Annotated in this window: 20 protein-coding genes and 2 pseudogenes; 13 read left to right on the plus strand and 9 right to left on the minus strand. The window is 61.6% G+C overall.

Translation table 11 applies throughout. From position 1 onward, the window contains the following. Positions 1 to 6 precede the first annotated feature (6 nt). Both O7B34_RS22455 and O7B34_RS22460 read right to left on the minus strand, forming a co-directional pair. Positions 7 to 81: pseudogene (locus O7B34_RS22455) on the minus strand (hypothetical protein); the annotation flags it as partial. Between the two features lie 222 nt (positions 82 to 303). Next, positions 304 to 1341 carry a LacI family DNA-binding transcriptional regulator gene (locus tag O7B34_RS22460; protein WP_337148152.1) on the minus strand — a complete coding sequence of 346 codons (1038 nt, stop codon included), beginning with the start codon at positions 1339 to 1341 and terminating at the stop codon, positions 304 to 306. Between the two features lie 286 nt (positions 1342 to 1627). On the opposite strand from O7B34_RS22460, the gene O7B34_RS22465 reads away from it, so the two are divergent. The 7 genes from O7B34_RS22465 (at position 1628) to O7B34_RS22495 (ending at position 7740) form a co-directional block, all read left to right on the plus strand. Then, positions 1628 to 2635: a sterol desaturase family protein gene (locus O7B34_RS22465; RefSeq protein WP_337148153.1), complete on the plus strand. Its 1008-nt coding sequence runs from the start codon at positions 1628 to 1630 to the stop codon at positions 2633 to 2635. Between the two features lie 101 nt (positions 2636 to 2736). Then, positions 2737 to 3717 (plus strand): sugar ABC transporter substrate-binding protein, encoded by a 981-nt coding sequence (locus O7B34_RS22470; RefSeq protein ID WP_337148154.1) that lies wholly within the window; start codon positions 2737 to 2739, stop codon positions 3715 to 3717. Positions 3718 to 3887: 170 nt separating this feature from the next. Further along, positions 3888 to 4892, plus strand: coding sequence for an ABC transporter permease (locus O7B34_RS22475; RefSeq protein WP_337148201.1), 1005 nt, complete (start codon positions 3888 to 3890; stop codon positions 4890 to 4892). After that, positions 4889 to 5713, plus strand: a complete 825-nt coding sequence (locus O7B34_RS22480) for an ATP-binding cassette domain-containing protein (protein WP_337148155.1) — start codon at positions 4889 to 4891, stop codon at positions 5711 to 5713. The genes O7B34_RS22475 and O7B34_RS22480 overlap by 4 nt, the downstream gene beginning before the upstream one ends. 109 nt (positions 5714 to 5822) lie before the next feature. After that, positions 5823 to 6134: a MocE family 2Fe-2S type ferredoxin gene (locus tag O7B34_RS22485; RefSeq protein WP_337148156.1), complete on the plus strand. Its 312-nt coding sequence runs from the start codon at positions 5823 to 5825 to the stop codon at positions 6132 to 6134. Position 6135: 1 nt separating this feature from the next. Continuing rightward, positions 6136 to 6918 (plus strand): hydroxypyruvate isomerase family protein, encoded by a 783-nt coding sequence (locus tag O7B34_RS22490; RefSeq protein ID WP_337148158.1) that lies wholly within the window; start codon positions 6136 to 6138, stop codon positions 6916 to 6918. Positions 6919 to 6927: 9 nt separating this feature from the next. Then, positions 6928 to 7740, plus strand: a complete 813-nt coding sequence (locus tag O7B34_RS22495) for a 3-methyl-2-oxobutanoate hydroxymethyltransferase (protein WP_337148159.1) — start codon at positions 6928 to 6930, stop codon at positions 7738 to 7740. Positions 7741 to 7822: 82 nt separating this feature from the next. Here the strand turns inward: O7B34_RS22495 and O7B34_RS22500 are convergent. Beyond that, positions 7823 to 7957: pseudogene (locus O7B34_RS22500) on the minus strand (DUF2267 domain-containing protein); the annotation flags it as partial. 115 nt (positions 7958 to 8072) lie between these two features. Then, positions 8073 to 8540, minus strand: a complete 468-nt coding sequence (locus O7B34_RS22505; protein ID WP_337139919.1) for a YbhB/YbcL family Raf kinase inhibitor-like protein — start codon at positions 8538 to 8540, stop codon at positions 8073 to 8075. A gap of 182 nt (positions 8541 to 8722) precedes the next feature. Here O7B34_RS22505 and O7B34_RS22510 point away from each other — a divergent pair, with 182 nt between their 5' ends. Next, complete coding sequence (locus tag O7B34_RS22510) at positions 8723 to 10708, plus strand: erythromycin esterase family protein (RefSeq protein ID WP_337148160.1); 1986 nt, start codon at positions 8723 to 8725, stop codon at positions 10706 to 10708. An 85-nt stretch (positions 10709 to 10793) separates the two neighbouring features. After that, positions 10794 to 11408, plus strand: coding sequence for a dienelactone hydrolase family protein (locus tag O7B34_RS22515; protein WP_337148161.1), 615 nt, complete (start codon positions 10794 to 10796; stop codon positions 11406 to 11408). Between the two features lie 22 nt (positions 11409 to 11430). Here the strand turns inward: O7B34_RS22515 and O7B34_RS22520 are convergent, their stop codons facing one another. Beyond that, complete coding sequence (locus O7B34_RS22520; protein ID WP_337148162.1) at positions 11431 to 11937, minus strand: Hsp20/alpha crystallin family protein; 507 nt, start codon at positions 11935 to 11937, stop codon at positions 11431 to 11433. Positions 11938 to 12013: 76 nt separating this feature from the next. After that, positions 12014 to 12502, minus strand: a complete 489-nt coding sequence (locus O7B34_RS22525; RefSeq protein ID WP_337128693.1) for an Hsp20 family protein — start codon at positions 12500 to 12502, stop codon at positions 12014 to 12016. A 199-nt stretch (positions 12503 to 12701) separates the two neighbouring features. Here O7B34_RS22525 and O7B34_RS22530 point away from each other — a divergent pair, with 199 nt between their 5' ends. Beyond that, positions 12702 to 12923, plus strand: coding sequence for a hypothetical protein (locus tag O7B34_RS22530; RefSeq protein ID WP_027145652.1), 222 nt, complete (start codon positions 12702 to 12704; stop codon positions 12921 to 12923). A 166-nt stretch (positions 12924 to 13089) separates the two neighbouring features. Here O7B34_RS22530 and O7B34_RS22535 read toward each other — a convergent pair whose 3' ends face one another. Together O7B34_RS22535 and O7B34_RS22540 are read right to left on the minus strand one after the other, a co-directional pair. Beyond that, a complete protein-coding gene (locus tag O7B34_RS22535) occupies positions 13090 to 14280 on the minus strand; it encodes an NADH-quinone oxidoreductase subunit D (RefSeq protein WP_337148163.1) in 1191 nt (396 codons plus the stop codon). A gap of 65 nt (positions 14281 to 14345) precedes the next feature. Next, on the minus strand, positions 14346 to 14960 hold the full coding sequence (locus O7B34_RS22540; protein ID WP_337148165.1) for a hypothetical protein: 615 nt from the start codon (positions 14958 to 14960) through the stop codon (positions 14346 to 14348). On the opposite strand from O7B34_RS22540, the gene O7B34_RS22545 reads away from it, so the two are divergent. Both O7B34_RS22545 and O7B34_RS22550 read left to right on the plus strand, forming a co-directional pair. Continuing rightward, positions 14953 to 17364, plus strand: coding sequence for a phosphoketolase family protein (locus O7B34_RS22545; RefSeq protein WP_337148166.1), 2412 nt, complete (start codon positions 14953 to 14955; stop codon positions 17362 to 17364). The two genes, O7B34_RS22540 and O7B34_RS22545, sit on opposite strands and share 8 nt — an antisense overlap. Continuing rightward, a complete protein-coding gene (locus tag O7B34_RS22550) occupies positions 17361 to 18536 on the plus strand; it encodes an acetate/propionate family kinase (RefSeq protein ID WP_337148167.1) in 1176 nt (391 codons plus the stop codon). Before O7B34_RS22545 ends, O7B34_RS22550 begins: the two co-directional genes overlap by 4 nt. A 200-nt stretch (positions 18537 to 18736) precedes the next feature. Here the strand turns inward: O7B34_RS22550 and O7B34_RS22555 are convergent, their stop codons facing one another. Beyond that, on the minus strand, positions 18737 to 19915 hold the full coding sequence (locus O7B34_RS22555) for a GGDEF domain-containing protein (protein ID WP_337148202.1): 1179 nt from the start codon (positions 19913 to 19915) through the stop codon (positions 18737 to 18739). A gap of 269 nt (positions 19916 to 20184) precedes the next feature. Between O7B34_RS22555 and O7B34_RS22560 the strand changes: the two genes are divergently transcribed. Then, complete coding sequence (locus O7B34_RS22560) at positions 20185 to 21114, plus strand: NADP-dependent oxidoreductase (RefSeq protein WP_337148168.1); 930 nt, start codon at positions 20185 to 20187, stop codon at positions 21112 to 21114. Positions 21115 to 21148: the final 34 nt, after the last annotated feature.

The raw sequence follows: 21148 nt of genomic DNA on the forward strand, positions 1-21148 counted from the left end.
CATTGGTCAGCGATCGATCTCGCTGAACACGATGTCGAGGGATCCGATGATTGCGGCGACATCGGCGATCATGTGACCCCTTTTAGAACGACGGCTTCGCGCCTCATGTCGGCCGTTTTCCGGCGTGTTGGACTTTGTCCAAGAGCGGACGTCGGTGGAAAGCTATGCGTCGATGCCGGAAATGTCGTGCCCATCTCGCCCTGCTGAGGATAGGCTCAGCGCTTTTTCCAAAGAGCGCAAGATAGTTTGACCTTTGTCGAAACCTCCATATGAAGCTCCTAACGCTGTGCTGTAACCTTTGCTCTAAATATTCTCCCGTGTGTATATCTCGAACGGCAAGATGGCGGTCAAATTGCCACCATCGTTCGGGGCGGCAACGGCGCGGACCATACCGGTCAGCGCTTCGAGCGCGATACGGGCGAGCGGGTGCGAGATGATGAAGGTCAGCGTGCCGTCGAGCAGCGCCGGGCGGGTCGACTCCATCAACTCGTAGCCGACGACGACGATGCTGCCGGCGCGGCCGGTGGAGCGCAGGGCCGCGATAGTGCCGGTGATGCCACCACCGGCGACATAGAGGCCGGACAGATCCGGATTTTCGTTCAGCAACTTCTCGGTCATCTCCTGTGCGATGGCGCTCGATTCGAAGGTCAGCAGCGGCTCAAGCAGCGTGAAATCAGGGGCGTGCTCGCGGAAATAGGAGCGGAAGCCGCTCTCGTTCATTTCCTGGCAGCGATAGCGGTGATTGCCGACAAGGATGCCGAGCTTGCCGGGCACCTTGCAGACATGTTCGAACACCCAGGCCGCGGTGCGGCCGACCTTCCAGCCGTCCAGCCCGATGTAATGAACCTGACCCGTCGCCGATATCTGCGAGATCAGCGCAAACACCGGCACGTTGCGGGCCTGCAGCGCATCGACCGCCTGGGTGACAAGCGGATGGACGGCGGCGACGACGCCGACGGCGTCGCATTCGGCGCCGAGCGCCAGCAGGCGCGCTCCGACATTCTGCGGCGACAGGTCGTCAAGAAACTCGATTCGCAGCTCAATCTCGCAGTCGGGCATGGTCGGCGCCACCGCGCGCAGCGCCTCGGCGATGTTGCGGTAGAAGGCGCGGCCGGGCTGGTGCAGCAGGAAGCCAAAACGGTAGTGCGGCCTTGCGGCCGCTATGCGGCTGCGCAGCGCGCCCGTGCCGTAGAAGCCGATCTGCTCGGCCGCCAGCCTGACGCGCTCGCGGGTGCCTTGGCGGACGGCGCCGGTGCCGCTCAGCACCCGGTTGACGGTGGCCACCGAAACATTCGCCTCGGCGGCCACATCCCTGATCGTCGGCCGCTTATTTTGATCCATTTCGTCTCATCCGCCTGTGGCAATTGATACGAAGATATCATTTATCATGCCAGATTGATATGAATGACACAATCAGTTTGGAACAAACATTCTATTCTTGATTCATTTTGGATCAAGATGTTTATCTCGTCAAAAGCAAGCAAGGCGGACGCACCGCCAGCCCAAGGGATAGCAGCAGCACAGCGCAGACGGGTTTTTGCCCACCGCCCTCTGGCGGAGTGAGGCAGCGTGCGCGTGCGGCCCGTCCCAAGGCGCTGCAGGTGCGGCATTGCGGGTGGAGGATTGCATGGACGATCTCAAATACGGCGTGCGCGACAAGCGCGGCGACTGGAAGCCCAACGGACGCATCGAGGGCGCGCCGTTGTGGAACTGGCCGCCCAGGCTGCCGAAGATTCTGGCGTGGCTGCCCGGCTATATCTGGCCGTGGAATGCCTTCCATATGGCCACGGCGCTGCTGTACTGGTTCTATATCGTGTCGAGCGTCGAGACGATGAAGACCATCGGCTGGGGCTGGGCGCTGTGGCTCTATGCCGTCAACGCCGCGGCGATCCTTGTCTTCTACGGCATCTTCGAGCTGCGCTACTACATCAAGCGCGCTCAGGCGACGCGCTTCAAATACAACCACAAATTCCCGAGCGACGCGCCCTCCGACGTGTTCTGGTTCCAGAGCCAGAACCTCGACAACTTCCTGCGCTCGTTCTTCATCACCATCCCGTTGTGGACCGTTGTCGAAGTCGTCTTCCTCTGGTGCTTTGCCAATGGTTACGTGCCGTGGATCGGCTGGTCTGATCACCCGGTCTACCTCGCTGCCCTTGTGCTGGTCGGGCCGGCCATCCACGAGGTGCACTTCTTCTTCATCCACCGCCTGATCCACTGGGGACCGCTCTATCGTTGGATCCATTCGGTCCACCACAATTCCATCAACCCGTCGCCCTGGTCGTCGCTGTCAATGCATCCGGTGGAAGGGTTCCTCTATCACGCGGTCGCCTTCTGGCACCTGGTCATCCCGTCCAATCCCATTGTCGCGCTATTCCAGCTGCATATCGCCGGCTTCGGTGCGGTCAACGGCCATCTCGGCTTTGATAAGCTGGAGGTGACCGAGGACACAGCGGTCGAGAGCCACGCTTACGCACACTACCTGCATCACAAATATTTCGAGGTGAACTACGGCGGCGACGGGCTGATCCCGCTCGATCGATGGTTCGGCACCTTGCACGACGGCACCAGAGAGGGTGACGCCATGATGGACGCCCGGTTCCAGAAAAAGAAGGAGCGCATGAACGCCAGGCCGTGACCGACGCCAGGCAAAGCATCGATCACCCGACGCACCGGGAGGGGAGCGTTTGAAACGAAGTTTTCCAATCCGTCTGATGACGGCAACCGGGAGGAAATGAAATGAACCATATCACGAAGCTTTTGACGGCGGTGATGACGGCAGCCGTGGTCGCGACAGGTGCCACAGCCGCAATGGCCGATGGGGCGAAGATCTTCGTCATCGGCGGCAAGGCGGACGACCCGTTCTGGTCGAAGGTCAAGAAGGGCGCCGACGATGCCGGCAAGGTCGCCGAACTGACCGGCGGCTCGGTGACCTGGCTCGGTCCGCAGAACTACGACAATCTCGGCCCGGACGCCGCCAAGCTGATCCGCACCGCGCTCAGCCAGAAGCCGAGCGCCATCGTCGGGCCGGACTGGGTGCCCGAGGCCATGGATGACGCCTTCAAGGAAGTCGTTGCCGCCGGTGTGCCGCTCATCATCTACAATTCCGGCGGCATGGACGCGGCCAAGCGGCTCGGCGCCATGAACTATGTCGGCAATGAGGAATACGTGGCCGGTCTCGGCGGCGGCACTTATTTCGGCAGCCACGGCGCCAAGAATGTATTATGCGTCAACACCTTGCCAGGCTCCACCAACACGGAAGACCGCTGCAAGGGCATAGCTGACGCCATCGCCAAGAGCGGCGGCAAATCCACCCAGCTGCCGCTGCCTTCATCCAGCTTCGGCAACCCGACCGCGGTCGCCGAGGCGATCAAGGCCGCTGTGCTGAAAGACAACACCCTCGACGGCCTTATCACCATCAGCGCCGGCGACGCCAACAGTGCGGCCAACGCCATCAGCCAGGCCAATCTTGGCGACAAGGTCAAGCTCGCTTCCTTCGACATGGACGAAACCGGCCTGCAGCGTATCAAGGACGGCACACAATTGTTCGCTGTCGACCAGCAGCCTTACCTGCAGGGCTATCTCGCGGTGTCGCTGCTCAACGGCTTCGTCAACTATGGGCTGGACCTGCCGACGAAGCCGGTGCTGACCGGACCAGGGATCGTCGATGCCGCCAACGTCGGCGCGACGATGGGTGGTGCGGCGGCCGGCGCCCGATAGCTCGCTCGGAGTGTCCGGCCCTCCGTGGGCCGGACATCATCAGCCCCGCGCCGCCGCCGAAAGGTCGCGCCAGGCTCCCTATTATTCAAGCCAGGGACACTTCGATGATATCCCAAGCCCATCACCAACCTTCCGTGGCGACGGCTGCGCCGTTCGTTCCGCGCTCTTCGATGCCCTCGGTCGGCAGCCTCGTGCGTCGCCCGGAAGTCGGCTCGCTGATCGGCATGATCGCAGTCCTGATTTTCTTCTCAATCTTCGGCGGCGCCAATTTCCTGTCGGCCGGGGGTGCGGCGAGTTGGCTCAACGTCGCCTCGGAACTCGGCATCATCGCGCTTCCCATCGGGTTGTTGATGATCGCCGGGCATCTCGATCTCTCCGTGGGGTCGATGATCCCCGCCAGCTCGATGACCGTCGCCATCATCTCGGGCCACTATGATCTGCCGATCATCGCCGGCATTCTCGCGTCGCTCGGCCTGGGCCTGGCCGTCGGCTTCATCAACGGCGTCCTGGTCATCCGCACCAAGGTGCCGTCCTTTGTCGTCACCCTTGCAACGCTGTTCGCATTGGCTGGCCTGACACTCGGCCTCTCGGTCATTCTGTCCGGCAGCACCAGCGTCGCGCTGAAGAGTGGCCCCACCGCCAAGCTGCTGTTCGGCGATTATCTCGGCGGCAAGTTCGAGGTGACGCTGTTCTGGTGGATCGCCGCCATCCTCATCGTCGGCTTCATCCTGAACTTCTCGCGCTTCGGCAACTGGATCCTGGCCATGGGCGGTGACGCGGTGAGCGCCCGCAATGCCGGCATCCCGACCGACCGGGTGACCATCGCGCTGTTCATGAGCAGCGGCCTGTGCGCCTCCTTTGTCGGCATGTCGCAGGCGATCCTCTACAACAGCGCCCAGGTGGCGGCGGGGCAGTCTTTCATCTTCAACTCGATCATCGCGGTGGTCATCGGCGGTGTGCTGCTCACCGGCGGCTACGGTTCGGTGGTCGGCATCGTGCTCGGCACGCTGACCTTCTCCATCGTCAACCAGGGCATTTTCTACACCGGCTTCGACGCCAACTGGGCTAGCCTGATCATCGGCGTCCTGTTGCTGGCGGCCGTGCTGATGAACAACACCTTCCGCACCATGGCGCTGACCTACGCGCCGCGCACCAAATCGAGGGTTCGCTCATGACCACGCCCCTGCTCAGGCTGACCGGGATCAACAAGTCGTTCGGTCCGATCGACGTGCTCCACGACATTTCGCTGGAGGTCAACAGAGGCGAGGTGCTGTGCCTGCTCGGCGACAATGGTGCCGGCAAGTCGACGCTGATCAAGATCCTCTCCGGTGTCCACAAGCCCACGTCGGGCACGATGGAGATGGACGGCAAATCCGTGGCCTTCGACAGCCCCCGCGACGCCAGCGACCATGGCATCGCCACCGTCCACCAGTTCGGCGGGACATTCCCGCTGATGAGCATCGGCCGCTCCTTCTTCGTCGGCGCCGAGCCGACGCGGCGCTGGGGGCCGCTGACCATCTACGACCGCAAACGGGCCAACGAGATCGCCGTCACCGAGATGCGCCAGCTCGGCATCACCCGCATCGACGACGGCGACCGCCTGGTCGGCGGACTGTCCGGTGGCGAACGCCAGGCGCTGGCGATCGCGCGCGCCGTGCATTTCGGCGCCAGCGTGCTGATCCTCGACGAGCCGACCGCGGCTCTTGGCGTCAAGGAGGCGGCGCATGTCCTGCGCATCGTCCTGCAAGCGCGCCGCAAGGGCATTGCGGTCATCTTCATCACCCACAATGTCGTCCACGCGCTGACCGTGGGCGACCACTTCGCCGTCCTCATCAGAGGTTCCAAGGCCGCCGACTTCCGCAAGGGCGAGAAAAGCCGCGAGGCGATCACCGACCTGATGGCGGGCGGCGAGCAGATGGCCGAGCTCGAAGCCGAGATCGAGAGCTTCTCGGCGGCTGACAACGGACATGCGCCGCGGGGCGCGAGCCATGCGTGACCAGTGAAGACGCCCATCTCCTCCCGGGCATCTTCCTGTACGGCCGGCGGAATGCGTGGTCCGCCGGCCGCCTTTTTCAACCGACCAAGGAACAGACGGCAGAGTGACAATGGCAAAATGGATTGATGCGTGCGCGACCGATGACATCGAAGAAGAGGACGTCATCCGCTTCGATCACGAGGGCCGGACATTCGCCATCTACCGCAGCCCCGACGATGCATTCTTCTGCACCGATGGGCTGTGCACGCATGAGAAGGTGCATCTGAGCGACGGGTTGGTTATGGAACACAGGATCGAATGCCCGAAGCACAACGGCGTGTTCGACTACCGGACCGGCGAAGCGTTGCGCGCACCGGTCTGCGTGAACCTGAAAACCTACACCACGAAGGTCGAGGACGGCCGCGTGTACATCGAGGCCTGACATGTCCGATACCTTTACGCTTGCGGCTTGCGCCGAGATGCTCTGGCGCGACCGGCCGATGGAATGGCGCGTCAAGCGCCTCACCGAAATGGGTTTTCAGGTCGGCCTCTGGAACTGGCCCGAGCACGATCTCGCAATGCTGGAAAGATCCGGCGCGACCTTCTCGATCATGAACGGTTATTTGCGCGGCCGGCTGGCCGATGACGAAGGTGCTGCCGAACTGTTGAAGACGGCGAAGGAGACCGCGGCGGTCGGCAAGCGCCTTGGCGTTGCGCGGCTCAACCTGCACGGCACCGGGCTGGGCGAAGACGGCCTGCCGGTCACGCCCTGCGAGACCGTAACCGGCGCGATGTGGCTCAAGGCACGCGACACGCTGAACCGCATTGCGGACCTCGCCGAGGTTGAAGGCGTGACATTCACGCTGGAGAATTTGAACCTTCCGGTCGACCATCCCGGCGTGCCGTTTGCACGCGCCGAAGACACGCTTGCGCTGGTATCGAGCGTCAACCGGCCGGGCCTGCGCCTCAACCTCGACCTCTACCATGCGCAGATCGGCGAAGGGAACCTGATCGAACTGTGCCGCGCCTGCCTGCCATGGATCGGCGAGATCCAGGTGGCCGATGTGCCCGGACGCATGGAGCCCGGCAGCGGCGAGATCAATTACCGGGGCATCGCCCGTGCGCTGAAGGACATGGGCTATCGCGGGCCGGTGGGCATGGAGGCGTTCGCCTCCGGCGACCCCGAGGCAGCACTGCTGGCCTTCCGCGAAGCTTTCACCGTCTAAGGAACGAAAATGGTCGCCAAGAGCACTCGCCCAACCGTCGCCGATATCCGCGCCATGAAAAGCCGCGGCCAAAAGATTTCCATGCTCTACGTCACCTCGCTCGAAGAGGCGGCGGCGGCGGATGCGGCCGGCGTCGACATGCTGTCGATCGAGAGCCGTTTCTTCTCGCCCGAGATGCGCGAGGCGGCGGGCCGCTGCTTCGTGCAGGTCGGGCTGCCTTACGGGCCATCCGGCAATCTGGTCACGGCGGAGGACTATCTGAAAACCGCCTACCACTTCATGCGCATCGGCGGCGATTGCTTCTACTGCGCCGCCTCGCTCGATATCCAAAAGGCGCTCTGCGACAACGCCGTGCCGGTCGTCGCCCATGTCGGCCTGATCCCTTCGCAATGCACCTGGACCGGCGGCTTCAAGGCCGTCGGCAGGACGGCCGAGAGCGCGCGTGCGGTGTGGGACCACGTCAAGCGGCTGGAAGCCATCGGCTGCTTCGGCGCCGAACTGGAAGTGGTGCCTGACCGCGTTGCCGAACTGATCACTGGGAGTACGCCGATGATCATGCTGGGCATGGGCGCCGGACCGCATGCCGACGCGCAGTATCTGTTCAGCGAGGATGTGCTCGGCCACACATCAGGCCACAAGCCGCGCCATGCAAAGACCTACCGCAACTTCGCCGCCGAGTATGAGCGGCTGCAGCGCGAGCGCATCGCCGCTTATCGCGAGTTTATCGCCGACGTCCAGACCGGCGCCTACCCCGAGCCGCAGCACGTGGTTCAGATCACTGATGACGAGTTCTCCACCTTCAGGACCGCTCTCAGGCTTTAGGAGCCAAGATACTCAACAGGCCGCGAGATTCCCTTGAAGGTCAGCTATCTCCGCTACGGACACAAAAGCGGACAGTCTGCTTTTGCAAAACCGCTCCTAATGCGTGCCAGGCGAGTTGTTTGTCGGGACCGATCGCGTCCTTATGCGAGAGTTCGCGCAGCCAGACGTGAGTCGTTTGCAGGGTCTTGTCGAAGACATCGAGGCCCGTGGAATTCATGTTATCCTCCTAAAGCCGGTTCCCGGGATGCCCGGTCGCCACGACATCGGCTTGAATGCCAATGGGGCACGCCGGGTCCGGAGAAACGGCGGACATCTCGGCATCGAGACGAGCATCACGCCCTCTCGTAGGTGCCGACAAGTTCGGCCTGTGCGATCACATGTGGCTTTGCCCGATCCAATATGTCGGCGACCTTGGCTTTCTCGCCACAATGCAGCGTTTCGACATCGAGGGCCGCGAGGCGGAAATGATAGTGATGGACACCGTGGCCCTTGGGCGGCTGCGGTCCATCGTAGCGCGGGTTGCCAAAATCATTGACGCCATGGCCAAGGCTTTCGGTCTTGGCGCCAGCCGTCGTACCCTCCGGCAAGCGGTCGCGTTCCGCAGGGATGTCGTAGATGCCCCAATGGCGGAAGATCCCGGAGGGCGCGTCGGGATCCTCCACGACCAAGACGAAGCTTCGAGTGCCCTGAGGCGCTTCCTTCCAGGTCAGCGGGGGCGACAGGTTCTCCCCGTCGCGCACATATTCATCCGGAATCCTGTCGCCGTCCCGGAAGGCCGGACTTTCAATCGAAAATGCCATGACGTTCACCTCAGTCGTGGTGATTCTTGAGCGTTCGCGTCGTCCTTGGATTTACTCGGAACGTATGGGCCTGGAGCGAGTTCCAGTAGCATCGACAAAAGCTCCAGGCGGGGCCTCTCACGGCCAGCTTGGGATTGCTCGAAGTCGGTCGAGGCGGAAACCGCGCATTTGGACCGAAGCTCATGACCGTCGTATTTTCAGACCGCCGCGAGGCCGGGCGAAAACTTGCAACCGAACTGAAAGATTATGCCGGGCGCCGCGATGTCATCGTACTGGCGCTTCCACGTGGCGGCGTTCCAGTCGCCTATGAAGTCGCTCGTGCGTTGAAGGCGCCGCTCGATGTCTTCGTCGTTCGCAAGCTAGGTGTGCCAGGCCATGAGGAACTGGCCATGGGCGCGATCGCGACCTCCGGCGTGCGCGTTCTGAACGAACAGCTTGTTGATGAACTCTCCGTGCCGCAGCATGTCATCGATGCGGTTGCCTCCAGGGAGGAACAGGAACTTCTGCGTCGCGAGCGCCTGTATCGCGGCGGCAGGCCTCCGCTCCGGGTCAAGGGGCGAACCGTCATTATCGTCGATGACGGCCTTGCGACCGGATCGACAATGCGGGCGGCTGTCAGTGCGCTTCGCGAGAGCCGTCCGGCCCGCGTCATCGCGGCCGTTCCTGTCGGCAGCCCGGATATCTGCGATGCGATGAGGGCCGACGCCGACGAAGTTGTCTGTGCGACGACGCCGCAGCCGCTCCTCGGTGTTGGACGCTGGTATGAGGATTTTTCGCAGACGAGCGATGAGGAAGTGAAGACACTCTTGGCCAGGGCAGGGCAACGATCCACTGCGGCCGAAAAGGTTGCAGCCGAGCAGCCGGCGGCGAGCACACTGCGCAGGCGCGTCGTGCGGCTTGCCGGCGGAGCAGGCGATTACGACCGGCTCATCGAGGCGATCGGGAAGGCACGCTTCGTGCTGCTCGGCGAGGCCTCGCATGGCACGCATGAATTCTATCAAGAGCGGGCACTGATCACGCGAAGGCTTATCGAGGAGAAGGGCTTTTCGGCCGTCGCTGTCGAGGCCGACTGGCCCGATGCCTATCGGGTCAATCGTTACGTCCAGGGTGCAAACGGCGATCTCGATGCCAAGGAGGCGCTGGCGGACTTCCGGCGTTTCCCGACCTGGATGTGGCGGAACAGGGTTGTCGTCGAGTTCATCGAATGGCTGCGCGACCACAATGACTCACTCGCGCAGGCGAAGGCCGGCTTCTATGGCCTCGACCTCTATGCCCTGCACGGCGCGATGAAGGCGGTGCTTCGCTATCTCGAGGCAGTCGAGCCGGCCGCCGCGGAAGTCGCGCGGCGGCGCTATGCCTGCTTCGATCACTTTGGGCCGGATCCCCAGGTTTATGGCTTCATCGCCGGCAGCGACATCGAGAAGTCCTGTGAGGATGCCGTGATCGCGCAACTGGTCGAGACGTTGAAACGCCGTCCCGCGGCGAAGCCTAACTCGCTCCTTCCGGAAGACGAGCTCTTCGCTGCCCAGCAGAATGCACGGCTGGTGAAGAATGCGGAGGCTTATTACCGCGCCATGTTCCTGGCGCCGGAATCGACCTGGAATTTGCGCGACCGGCACATGGCAGAGACCTTCGAGGCGCTTGCGGCCCATCTCAGCCGGCGAGGACGTCCGGCAAAGGTCGTGATCTGGGCGCATAATTCGCATCTTGGCGATGCGCGAGCGACGGACAAGAGCCGGCGCGACGAGATCAACCTCGGTCAGCTCCTCCGCGAAACCCATAAGAGCGATACATTTCTTGTCGGCTTCACGACGCACCACGGCACGGTGACGGCGGCGTCCGACTGGGGCGGCCCAGCAGAGCGCAAGACTGTGCGACCCGCGCTTGCAAGCAGCTATGAGGCGCTGTTCCACGAAGTCTCTTCCGGCCGGTTCCACCTCGATGTGCGCAATGCAGGCGAGGACTTGCCAAGACGGCTTCTGCAGCGTGCGATCGGGGTCATCTATCGTCCCGAAACCGAGCGGGTCAGCCACTACTTCCATGCCAATCTGGCCGAACAGTTCGACGCCGTGCTGCATTTCGACGAGACCAGGGCGGTCGAGCCGCTGGAACGCAGCTCTGAATGGGATGCGGGCGAACTGGCGGAAACCTATCCATTCGGCGTGTAGAAGATCAGCTTAGCGAGGCGAAATGAGCCCAGCTTCAACCATAGCCGCCAACCAGCAGGTTGTGCATGTTGCAGCAGGCGACGTCATGCTCGAAGGCAACCTGTCGCTGCCTCTCGATCCTCAAGGACTGGTGCTCTTCGCCCACGGCAGCGGGAGCAGCCGGAACAGCCCGCGCAACCGCTATGTGGCCGAACGGCTGAACGAGGCGAAACTGGCCACTCTGCTCATTGATCTGCTGACGACCGACGAGGAGCGGATCGATCAGGTCACGGCCGAGCTGCGTTTCAACATCGGACTGCTCGCCGATCGTCTGGTCCAGGCGACGGACTGGTTGAGTTCGTTTGGGAGCACATCCAGGCTGCGGCTCGGCTATTTCGGCGCCAGCACCGGAGCTGGCGCGGCCCTTATCTCGGCGGCCGAGCGGCCGGAGCATGCTGCCGCCGTGGTCTCGCGCGGCGGCCGGCCCGATCTTGCGGCGGAGGCCCTGCCACGCGTCCGGGCACCGACGCTACTCATCGTGGGTGGTGCCGACACGCAGGTGATCGCGCTCAATCGCTCGGCATTGGCGGCACTGCGCTCTGAAAAGGAACTCACCATCGTTCCGGGTGCGACCCATCTGTTCGAGGAACCTGGGACACTGGACGAGGCTGCCGACCACGCAATCCGATGGTTCCTGCGCCACCTTGCTCGGCCGGCTTGATTTCGCGTCGCTCTCGGCATGATCAGCTCTTGATTTCGATGCGCTTGACCTGCGATTGCGCCTTCTCCGTCTTGGGCAAGGCCACGGTCAGCACGCCGTTCTTGAAGCGGGCTTCGACCTGGTCTCCGCGGACTTCATAGCCGAGCGGAATGCGGCGCTCGAAGCGGCCGTAGTAGCGCTCCGAGAACTGCCTGTCCTTGTCTTCGGTTTCGGATTGCTTCTCGCCCTTGAGCGTCAGCACACCGTCTTCGAGCAGTACCTCGATATCCTTCTCCTCCAGCCCGGGCACCTCGGCGGTGACCTTTATCTGTTTCTCACTGTCGGAGATCTCGACGCTCGGCCAATTTCGGTCGAACGCGGTCCTGCCGAACGGCGGCATGCCTGTGCCGAAGCCGCGGAAAACATCGTCGAACAGCTTGTTCACTTCTCGATGCAGCGACAGGAACGGGTCGCGCTCACCGTCGCGGAAAAGGCTGGGGGCCCGGTCGCCATTGCCGCGGCCCCAAGGGATCAGATCACGAACACTCATGATTTTCTCCTTTCGGTCGTTCGGTGACAAAGTCATCCCGACGGTGCCGGGCATTGCCCGGCACCGTGCGGAGATTTCAGGCGACCTTCTTCTCGGCCTCGATCTGCTTCGTCGCGCCCTTGGGCAGCGTCGTGTCGGCTGCGATCTCGATCTTGCGCGGCTTCATCTCTTCAGGAATCTCGCGCTTGAGATCGATCGTCAGCAGACCATTGACCAGGGCAGCGCCGACGACCTTGACGTGGTCGGCCAGTTCGAAGCGACGCTGGAAGGCTCGCCCGGCGATGCCGCGATGCAGGTACTGGCTGTTGTCGCCGCCCTTATCGTCGCCAGTCTTCTGACCAGACACCACCAGCATGTTCTGCTCCTGGGTGAGGGTCAGTTCTTCCTGCGAGAAGCCGGCCACCGCCATCGTAATGCGGTAATCGTCCTCGCTTGTCTTGGCGATGTCATAGGGAGGCCAGTTGTCGATCGTTTCGATGCGGCTGGCGGCATCCAGAGCGTTCAACATCCGGTCGAAGCCGATGCTCGATCGGAACAGGGGAGAAAAGTCGAAAGCGGTTCTCATAGCTATATCCTCCATTGAGCAACATAGGAGGAGCGCCAAGGAAGCGGCGCCCCTTGACTTGCCGACCCGTTGGGCGTCGGCGAAATCGATTTGGTAATTCGCCTTTTTTCCGTCAAGAGCTGTTCGTTAAAATTTGTTCCCTCGGAACGGCAGATGGTTCGCGGGCGTTGATCCTGGATCACCCCGGAGGAAATCGTACATGCGCACGGCTTTGACAAAGGACGACGTGACTTCAGTGCTCGGTCCAATCGAGGAGGCTACCGTCGCGGAAATCATTGCAACCGGCGCCTCCGCCGAGGAGCTTCGCGAAGCCTGGGCGTGGCTCAATGAAGACGAGGCGTTGATGAGCGAAGGACGGCCGCTGCCCGGGACCCGCGTGGCCGCCTTGATCGGCCTGCTGGAGCCGGATGACGAGGAATAAGGGATCCGAAGCGTGCGATGAAGCCATCGATGGTGGATCAGGAGCGCCCGGTACAGGTTGTAGCGGGACGAAACGGCACAATGCGGGAGCATTCACGTTTCCGGCCTACGAAAAAATTCCGCCGGCCGAAATCGGAGATTGGCAATCGATCGGATCCGCGCATTGGTCAGCGATCAATTTCGCCGAAGACGATATCGAGGGATCCGATGATTGCGGCGACATCGGCGATCATGTGACCCCTGGATAGGAAATCCATCGCCTGCAGGTGGGCAAAAGACGGCGCACGTATCTTGCATCGATAGGGAACATTGCTTCCGTTCGAAACCAGATAGACGCCAAATTCCCCTTTCGGCGCTTCGACGGCGGCGTAGACTTCTCCTGCCGGCACACGAAGGCCTTCGGTATAAAGTTTGAAATGGTGGATGGTCGCTTCCATCGATCGCTTCATCTTGGCGCGCGGTGGCGGTGTGATCTTCTGGTTCGGAATCGCCACAGGCCCTTGGCCTTCGGGTGCGCGCAGCTTTTCCAGGCATTGCTTCATGATCCGGACCGACTGGCGCATTTCCTCCATGCGAACCAGGTAACGATCGTAACAGTCTCCGTTCTTGCCGACGGGAATATCGAAATCCATCTCGGGATAGCTTTCGTATGGCTGTGCCTTGCGCAGGTCCCATGGCGCCCCGGATCCGCGTACCATCACGCCGGAGAAGCCCCAGGCCCAGGCGTCATCGAGGCCAATCGCGCCAACATCGACATTGCGTTGCTTGAAAATACGACTGTTGGTGAGCAGGCCGTCAAGATTGTCGCAGACCTTGAGGAACGGGTCGCAAAAATCCCAGATGTCGTCAAGAAGCGCGGCAGGCAGGTCCTGGTGCACGCCTCCAATCCTGAAATAATTCGCATGCATGCGAGCGCCGGAGGCGCGCTCGTAGAAGACCATCAACTTCTCACGCTCCGCGAAACCCCAGAGCGGCGGCGTCAGGGCGCCTATGTCCATGGCCTGGGTCGTGACGTTGAGGAGATGCGACAGAAGCCGGCCGATTTCACAGAACAGAACGCGGATAAGTTGCCCACGCCTTGGCACCGATATTTCGAGCAATTTCTCGGCGGCGAGGCAGAAGGCATGCTCCTGATTCATCGGCGCGACGTAATCCAACCGGTCGAAATAAGGCAGGGCCTGCAGGTAGTTCTTGTACTCTATGAGCTTTTCAGTGCCGCGATGGAGCAGGCCGATATGTGGATCGGCACGGTCGACGATCTCGCCATCCAGTTCCAGCACCAACCGCAGAACCCCGTGGGCCGACGGATGCTGCGGTCCGAAATTGATGGTGAAGTTGCGAACAGCGGCTTCGGCCATGGCGGCTCTCGGCGATATCTGCGTTTCAGTGCTTTACGGCGCGACCGTATCGTTCGGGGTGCCGATCAAGTTGTGGTCTGGATGATCAGGGTCAACGTGCCATCGCCATCGATGTTGGCGGCCACGACCTGTGAAGAGTTGAGCCCGTTCGCCCTCAGCGCCGTTGTTGCCTGGGGCGATGCATCGATGGAGTTCTGCAGCCGCAGCAGATCTTCCGCACTGGTCTGGGTAATCACGGCTTCCGCCTGCGCTTTGATTTCTGCGGGCAAATCCTCGACGGCGACAACGGCAATATTGGTGAAATTCTGGTCAGCCGCCCCTTGCCCGGGCTGCGGTATCTGGTCCGGCTGGGGCTCCAAGGGTGTTATCTGAGGAACAGGCGTCATCCGGGGAACCTGCGGGTTGATGGCTTGCCCGTAGAGGGACTGCGTGACGACCGCTCCGGAAAGCGCGGCAACTATCATCAACAACATCCGCATCGTCGTTCCCTGGATTATTTCGAAACGTCGAAGACAACCCTTGTGCCGGGCGATGGTTCCGTACGCATGACGGCCGCTGGGCAATTTCAGTCGTTTCCAAGTGTTCAGTCGTTTCCGCTTGCTGCCAATTTGGCCTTGCTCGGGCGCGAAGCCGCTCCAGTTAATCCAGCGAACCGAGGCTGGAGACTGGGTGATGGACAACAAGACCGCCGCGACGACGCAGGTGATCAGCCTCGAACGGATCGACCTCATGAACCGCTACTGGCGCGCCGCGAATTACATCTCGGTTGGCCAGATCTATCTGCTCGACAATCCGCTGCTGCGCCAACCCTTGAAGGCCGAGCATGTGAAGCCGCGACTGCTTGGCCATTGGGGCACGACGCCGGGGCTCAATTTCGTCTACCTGCATCTCAACCGGATTATCCGCGAGCGTGATCTCGATGTGCTGTTTATCTGCGGCCCAGGGCATGGCGGTCCGGCAATGGTCGCCAACACTTGGCTCGAGGGCACCTATAGCGAGATCTACCCCGATATTGGCCAAGGCGAAGACGGCCTGAGAAAACTGTTCCGGCAGTTTTCCTTTCCAGGTGGAGTGCCGAGCCATGTGGCGCCAGAAACACCCGGCTCCATTCATGAGGGTGGAGAGCTCGGATATGCGCTGGTCCATGCTTTCGGCGCCGCATTCGACAATCCGGATCTGACAGTCGCCTGCATCGTCGGCGACGGCGAAGCCGAGACCGGTCCACTCGCCGCGGCGTGGCATTCAAACAAGTTCCTGAACCCGGCGTCGGACGGCGCCGTCCTGCCGATCCTGCACCTCAACGGCTACAAGATCGCCAACCCGACGATCCTCGGCCGCATGGACGACGAGGAACTGCGCGACCTCTTCACCGGCTACGGCTACGAACCATTCTTTGTCGAAGGCCATGAGCCGGTTGCCATGCACCAGGCGATGGCCGGGACGCTCGACACGGTGCTCGATCGGATCCATTTCATTCAAGAGCAGGCCCGACGTTCAGGATGGCATGGCGAACGCCCACGATGGCCGATGATCGTCCTGCGCAGCCCCAAGGGCTGGACTGGGCCGAAAGAGGTCGATGGCGAAAAAGTCGAGGGTTTCTGGCGCTCGCACCAAGTGCCGGTATCGAACGCCCGCGGCAATGACGAGCACCGCAAGATACTCGAAACCTGGATGCGAAGCTACGAACCGGAACAACTGTTCGATAAGGATGGACATCTGCTGCCGGAACTCGCGGCCCTTGCCCCAGCCGGAACAAGGCGCATGGGCGCAACTCCATATGCCAATGGCGGGCTGTTGAAGCGCGACCTTGTGCTACCGGACTGGAAAAGCCTGGCACTCGAAGTGCCTCGGCCCGGGGGCGTCATTGCCGAAGCGACACGGACTTGCGGTGGCTATCTTCGCGAGGTCTTTCGACTTAACGCCAAAGCGCGGAATTTCCGGCTGGTGGGACCGGACGAGACGTCTTCCAATCGCCTTGACGCAGTGTTCGAGGCCACGGATCGGATATGGATGGAGCGCATCGAACCTTACGACGTCCATCTTTCCCGCGACGGCCGCGTCATGGAAGTGCTGAGCGAGCATCTCTGCCAGGGATGGCTGGAAGGTTATCTGCTCACCGGCCGACACGGTCTGTTCTCATGCTATGAGGCGTTCATTCACATCGTCGATTCCATGGTCAACCAGCATGCCAAATGGTTGAAAACTTCTGGCGAGCTTGCCTGGCGCAAACCGATCGCCTCGCTCAATTACCTGCTGACCTCTCATGTATGGCGGCAGGATCACAATGGCTTCAGCCATCAGGATCCGGGCTTTGCCGACTTTGTCGCCAACAAGAAGGCTGACACGGTCAGGCTCTATTTCCCGCCGGATGCCAACACGCTGCTGTGGATTACCGACCATTGCCTGAGAACCTACAACCGCATCAATGTCATCACCGCCGGCAAGCAGCGGGCGCCGCAATGGCTGTCCATCGAAGACGCTGAAGCGCACTGCAAGGCCGGCGCAGGCATCTGGGAATGGGCCGGCACGGTTTCGAAAGGCGAGGAGCCGGATGTGGTGCTGGCCTGTGCCGGCGATGTTCCGACGCTGGAAACGCTGGCTGCGACGGACCTTCTTCGCTCCGCAATTCCCGATCTGAAAATCCGCGTCGTCAATGTCGTCGACCTGATGACATTGCAGTCGAACACCGAACACCCTCACGGCCTCACCGACCAGGCTTTCGATGCGCTGTTCACGAAGACAAGGCCGGTCATCTTCGCCTATCATGGCTATCCCTATCTCATCCATCGCCTGACCTACCGTCGTGCCAACCATGACAACATGCATGTGCACGGCTTTCGCGAGGAGGGCACGACGACGACGCCATTCGACATGGTGGTGCTCAACGAACTCGATCGCTACCACCTCGCACTTGCCGCGATCGCACGTGTGCCGGGCTTGGCCGAAAGGGCGGAAAGCCTCGCCGCGGACCTTGACGGCAGGCTGGCAAGGCACAAGGCCTATGTCCGCGAGTACGGCGAAGACATGCCCGAGATCCAGAAATGGAGTTGGCCGGCTGCGAGCGGGGGAAAGGCTGGTCGATGAGCCAATCGATCCTGGCGCTGAATGCCGGCTCGTCCAGTGTCAAGTTCGCCCTATACGATCTTGCCTCGCCAGACGGCCAGCAGCTCGTTTCGCGCGGCACTCTGGATTTGGGCGACGCGCCCAGGCTCACCGCGAAAGCGGCCGATGGAACAGTGCAGTGCGACAGGCAGTTCACCGCGGACGATCCGCATGGGGCGGGCATAGGCGAAATACTGAGTTTGGTGCAGGGGGAACTTGGTGGAAGAAAACTGATCTGCGCCGGCCACCGTATCGTGCATGGCGGAAAGGAGTTCAGCAAACCTGTCCGTCTGACGCCCGCCACCATCGAGGCACTGGACAGGCTGACCGCACTCGCGCCTTTGCACCAGCCTCGCAGTATCGCGCCGGTTCGCGCGATAGCTGCATTGCAGCCGGATCTGCCACAGGTCGGATGTTTCGACACCGCGTTTCACCAGACGATCGATCCGCTGGTGCGGCGCTTTGCCATTCCGCGAGAATATGAACGGGAGGGACTGCGGCGCTACGGATTTCATGGCCTCTCCTACGAATATATCGCCAGGCGGCTGAGCGAGATATCGCCCGCGCTCGCGGCGAAGCGGACAATCGTCGCTCATCTCGGAAACGGGGCAAGCCTCTGCGCTCTGCGCGAGGGCAAAAGCGTCGATACCACCATGAGCTTTTCGGCACTGGACGGTCTTGTCATGGGCACTCGGTGCGGCGCCATCGACCCCGGCGTGCTGTTGTACCTCCTGCTGGAGAGAGGCATGGCAGCGGACGAGTTGCAGACAATGCTCTATGAGAAATCCGGACTGCTCGGGGTATCCGGCATTTCGGGCGACATGCGCACGCTGGAGGCAAGCAGCGATCCTCGCGCCCACGAGGCGATTGAGCTTTTCGCCTTCCGTGCCGCGAGGGAAGCAGCCGCGCTCGCAAACACCATGGGTGGTCTCGAATGTCTGGTATTCACCGCCGGCATCGGCGAACGCTCATCGTCCATCCGCAAGACGATATGCGAGAAATTGAGTTGGCTCGGCATGGCGCTCGACGAGCCGGCCAATGACATCCATGCCGAAATCATAAGCCGTCCGGACAGCAAGGTGAAAGTGCGCGTGGTTGCAACCGACGAGGAGAACGTCATCGCGCGCCACAGCCGCGTGGTGATGCAGGTCTAAGGACCCGCGACTCAGTTGAGCGAGGTGGAGTCCTGTTCCACCTTGGTTGCGGAGGCCCGCGCAAGCGAGCCCGTGTTCCTTGGAACCTCCAAAGTTGAAGTTTGTTGAAGCGCAATAAGTGTTGTCGGTCTTGCGATCTCCGAGGGCTCACCGTTGCCGCGCACGGTCGGGGGAAACGGGTACAGTATCTTGTACGCCAATCACGAGGAGCTGCGTACGGACATAGGCGGCTCACGATCATGCAGCGCTACCGCCCGCAGAATGCTCGTCCGGTTGCGTCCGGCTCTCTTTGCGGCATACAGGGCAGAATCCGCGCCGGAGATAAGCTGGTCCAAATTCGCTTCTTGAGTGTTGGCGATCGAGATTCCGGCACTCACGGTGGCCGCAATCTCGGTTTTGTCGAACAGGACCGGCGTTTCCGCGAAAGCCGCGCGAACGCGATCGACCAACAGCCTGGCCTCGTTGATTGTCGTGTCGGGTAGCAGAAGCGCGAATTCTTCTCCTCCGATCCTGCCAAAAATGTCGGTTGGCCGGATGGCGCGCGCGACGCGCTGTGCGAATTCGGCAATGACTTTGTCTCCGCCTGGATGGCCGTATCTGTCGTTGATAGCCTTGAAATGGTCGATATCGAAAAGAGCAACGGCGATCTCGCCGGATGTTGCGGATCGATTTGTGAACTTGGCCGCGCTCGATTCGAAGAAGCCTCGGCGATTGAGAGCGCCGGTGAGTTGATCGCTCATGGCGAGCTCGCGAAGCCGACGTTGAGAACGCTCGCCAATCATCAGAATTCCGAGAACGACGATTGCCACCATTGCTACCGCGGACTGGAAGGGGGCAAAGGTGAGCCATCCCCGGAGTGGTCCCTGGCCGATCTGGTCGCGCATGGCAACGAGAACGACCGCCTGGCTGTAGCTGACGACGGTCTCAAACAGGCAGATTGTCGCGATACAGAGGCGCGTCGAAAATTCCCTGAAAGATGAGCGCCACAGATCGATGCCGACGAGAAGCGTCGCCGTGCCGATGGCAACGTTGAAGTCCACCTGGCGCAGCGCGTAGCTTTGATAGGCCAGGGGCAGCCCCAATGCCCAGAGGAGCGGCGGCAGCAAAGCCAGACGCGGCAATGGCCGCTGCTCGAAGACACGAAGACCACACCAAAATGCGCTGACGCCGAACAGGGCAAAAAAACCGGGAATGCCCAGTTCGCTGAGCTGGGGGAGCGCGTGGCGCTGTGCCGCAAGAATGACGCCAAGGGCGGAGAGCAAAAAACCGATCACCCACCACGAATAGGATTTAGTCGAGCGATCGCGCACCCATGTGATCACGACAATGAGGCAACCCAGCGCGCATGCGGCTTCCGCCAGCAGCCCGACGGTGAACATATCGAACAAGGACCACAACTCCCAAGCCCTTCCACAGTCGATGACCTACTGCGTATCGCCTTAACGGAAGGGCAAAGGATCCGCTACAATTTGAACGGCTGAACGCCGCGTGCAGATAGCAAGCGGCTTCGAGGACCTTGCCTGGCTTCCAAAAATAGCGATCGAGTTGAACCTTCCGCCATCTCAGCTGTTTGGTCACATGCCCCGGCTCTCCGCATGCCCACAGCTCGCGGTGAGGGGGAAGAAAAAAGCTGACAGGGAGTACGATGATGGCGACCATGAAAGCCGTTCGCATCCATGAATTTGGCGGACCGGACGTTCTCTCACTCGAGGACGCTCCGTTTCCGCAGCCGCATGATGATGAGGTCTTGCTGAAGGTCCATGCCAGCAGCGTCAATCCGGTTGATTACAAAATCAGATCCGGCGGCGGAAAGAAGGACCAACTGCCGATGACGCTTGGCCGTGATGTTTCCGGCACCGTCGAACTCTGCGGCACGCGGGCGCACACGCTCAAGAAAGGCGATCCGTTCTATGCGATGCTGGGACCGGATCGCGGTGGCCAAGCTGAATATGTTGTGGTGAAGGCAATCGAAATGGCCGCCAAGCCACAGTCCGTGGACCACCTGCATGCGGCCGCGGTGCCGCTTGCAGCGCTCACCGCCTGGCAGGGGCTTTTCGACCATGGTGCACTGACGGCCGGGCAGCGCGTCCTGATCCATGGCGGGGCTGGCGGGGTCGGCCATTTTGCTGTCCAGTTGGCAAAGGCAAAGGGCGCGTTCGTCGCGACCACCGTTTCCGGCGAGGATCTCGAATTCGCGCGCTCACTGGGGGCCGACCAGGCCATCGATTACAAAAACGAGCGGTTCGAGGATATTGTCGGCAAGGTTGATCTCGTCTTCGATCTGGTCGCTGGCGAGACGCAGGATCGCTCCTGGGCCGTCGTCAAGCCTGGCGGGATAATCGTGTCGACGCTGGCGGAACCTTCTATTGAAAGTGCACGCAAAGCCGGCGCCCGCGGCATTCATTACATGGCGAAGCCGAATGCAGCCCAGCTTGGCGAAATCGGTCGCCTGATTGACGAAGGCAAAGTGCGGCCGCACGTCGACGCGACCTTTCCGCTGCAGGACGCCGCTGCCGCCGAAGCCTGGCTGGAAAACAAGCATGTGCGCGGAAAGGTCGTGCTCGAAGTCGCGCCTTGATTTATCGAGGCAGCCTGGGCTGTCCTTCACAAGC

It is taken from the genome of Mesorhizobium sp. Cs1299R1N3 (assembly GCF_037179625.1).
GTDB lineage: Bacteria > Pseudomonadota > Alphaproteobacteria > Rhizobiales > Rhizobiaceae > Mesorhizobium > Mesorhizobium salmacidum.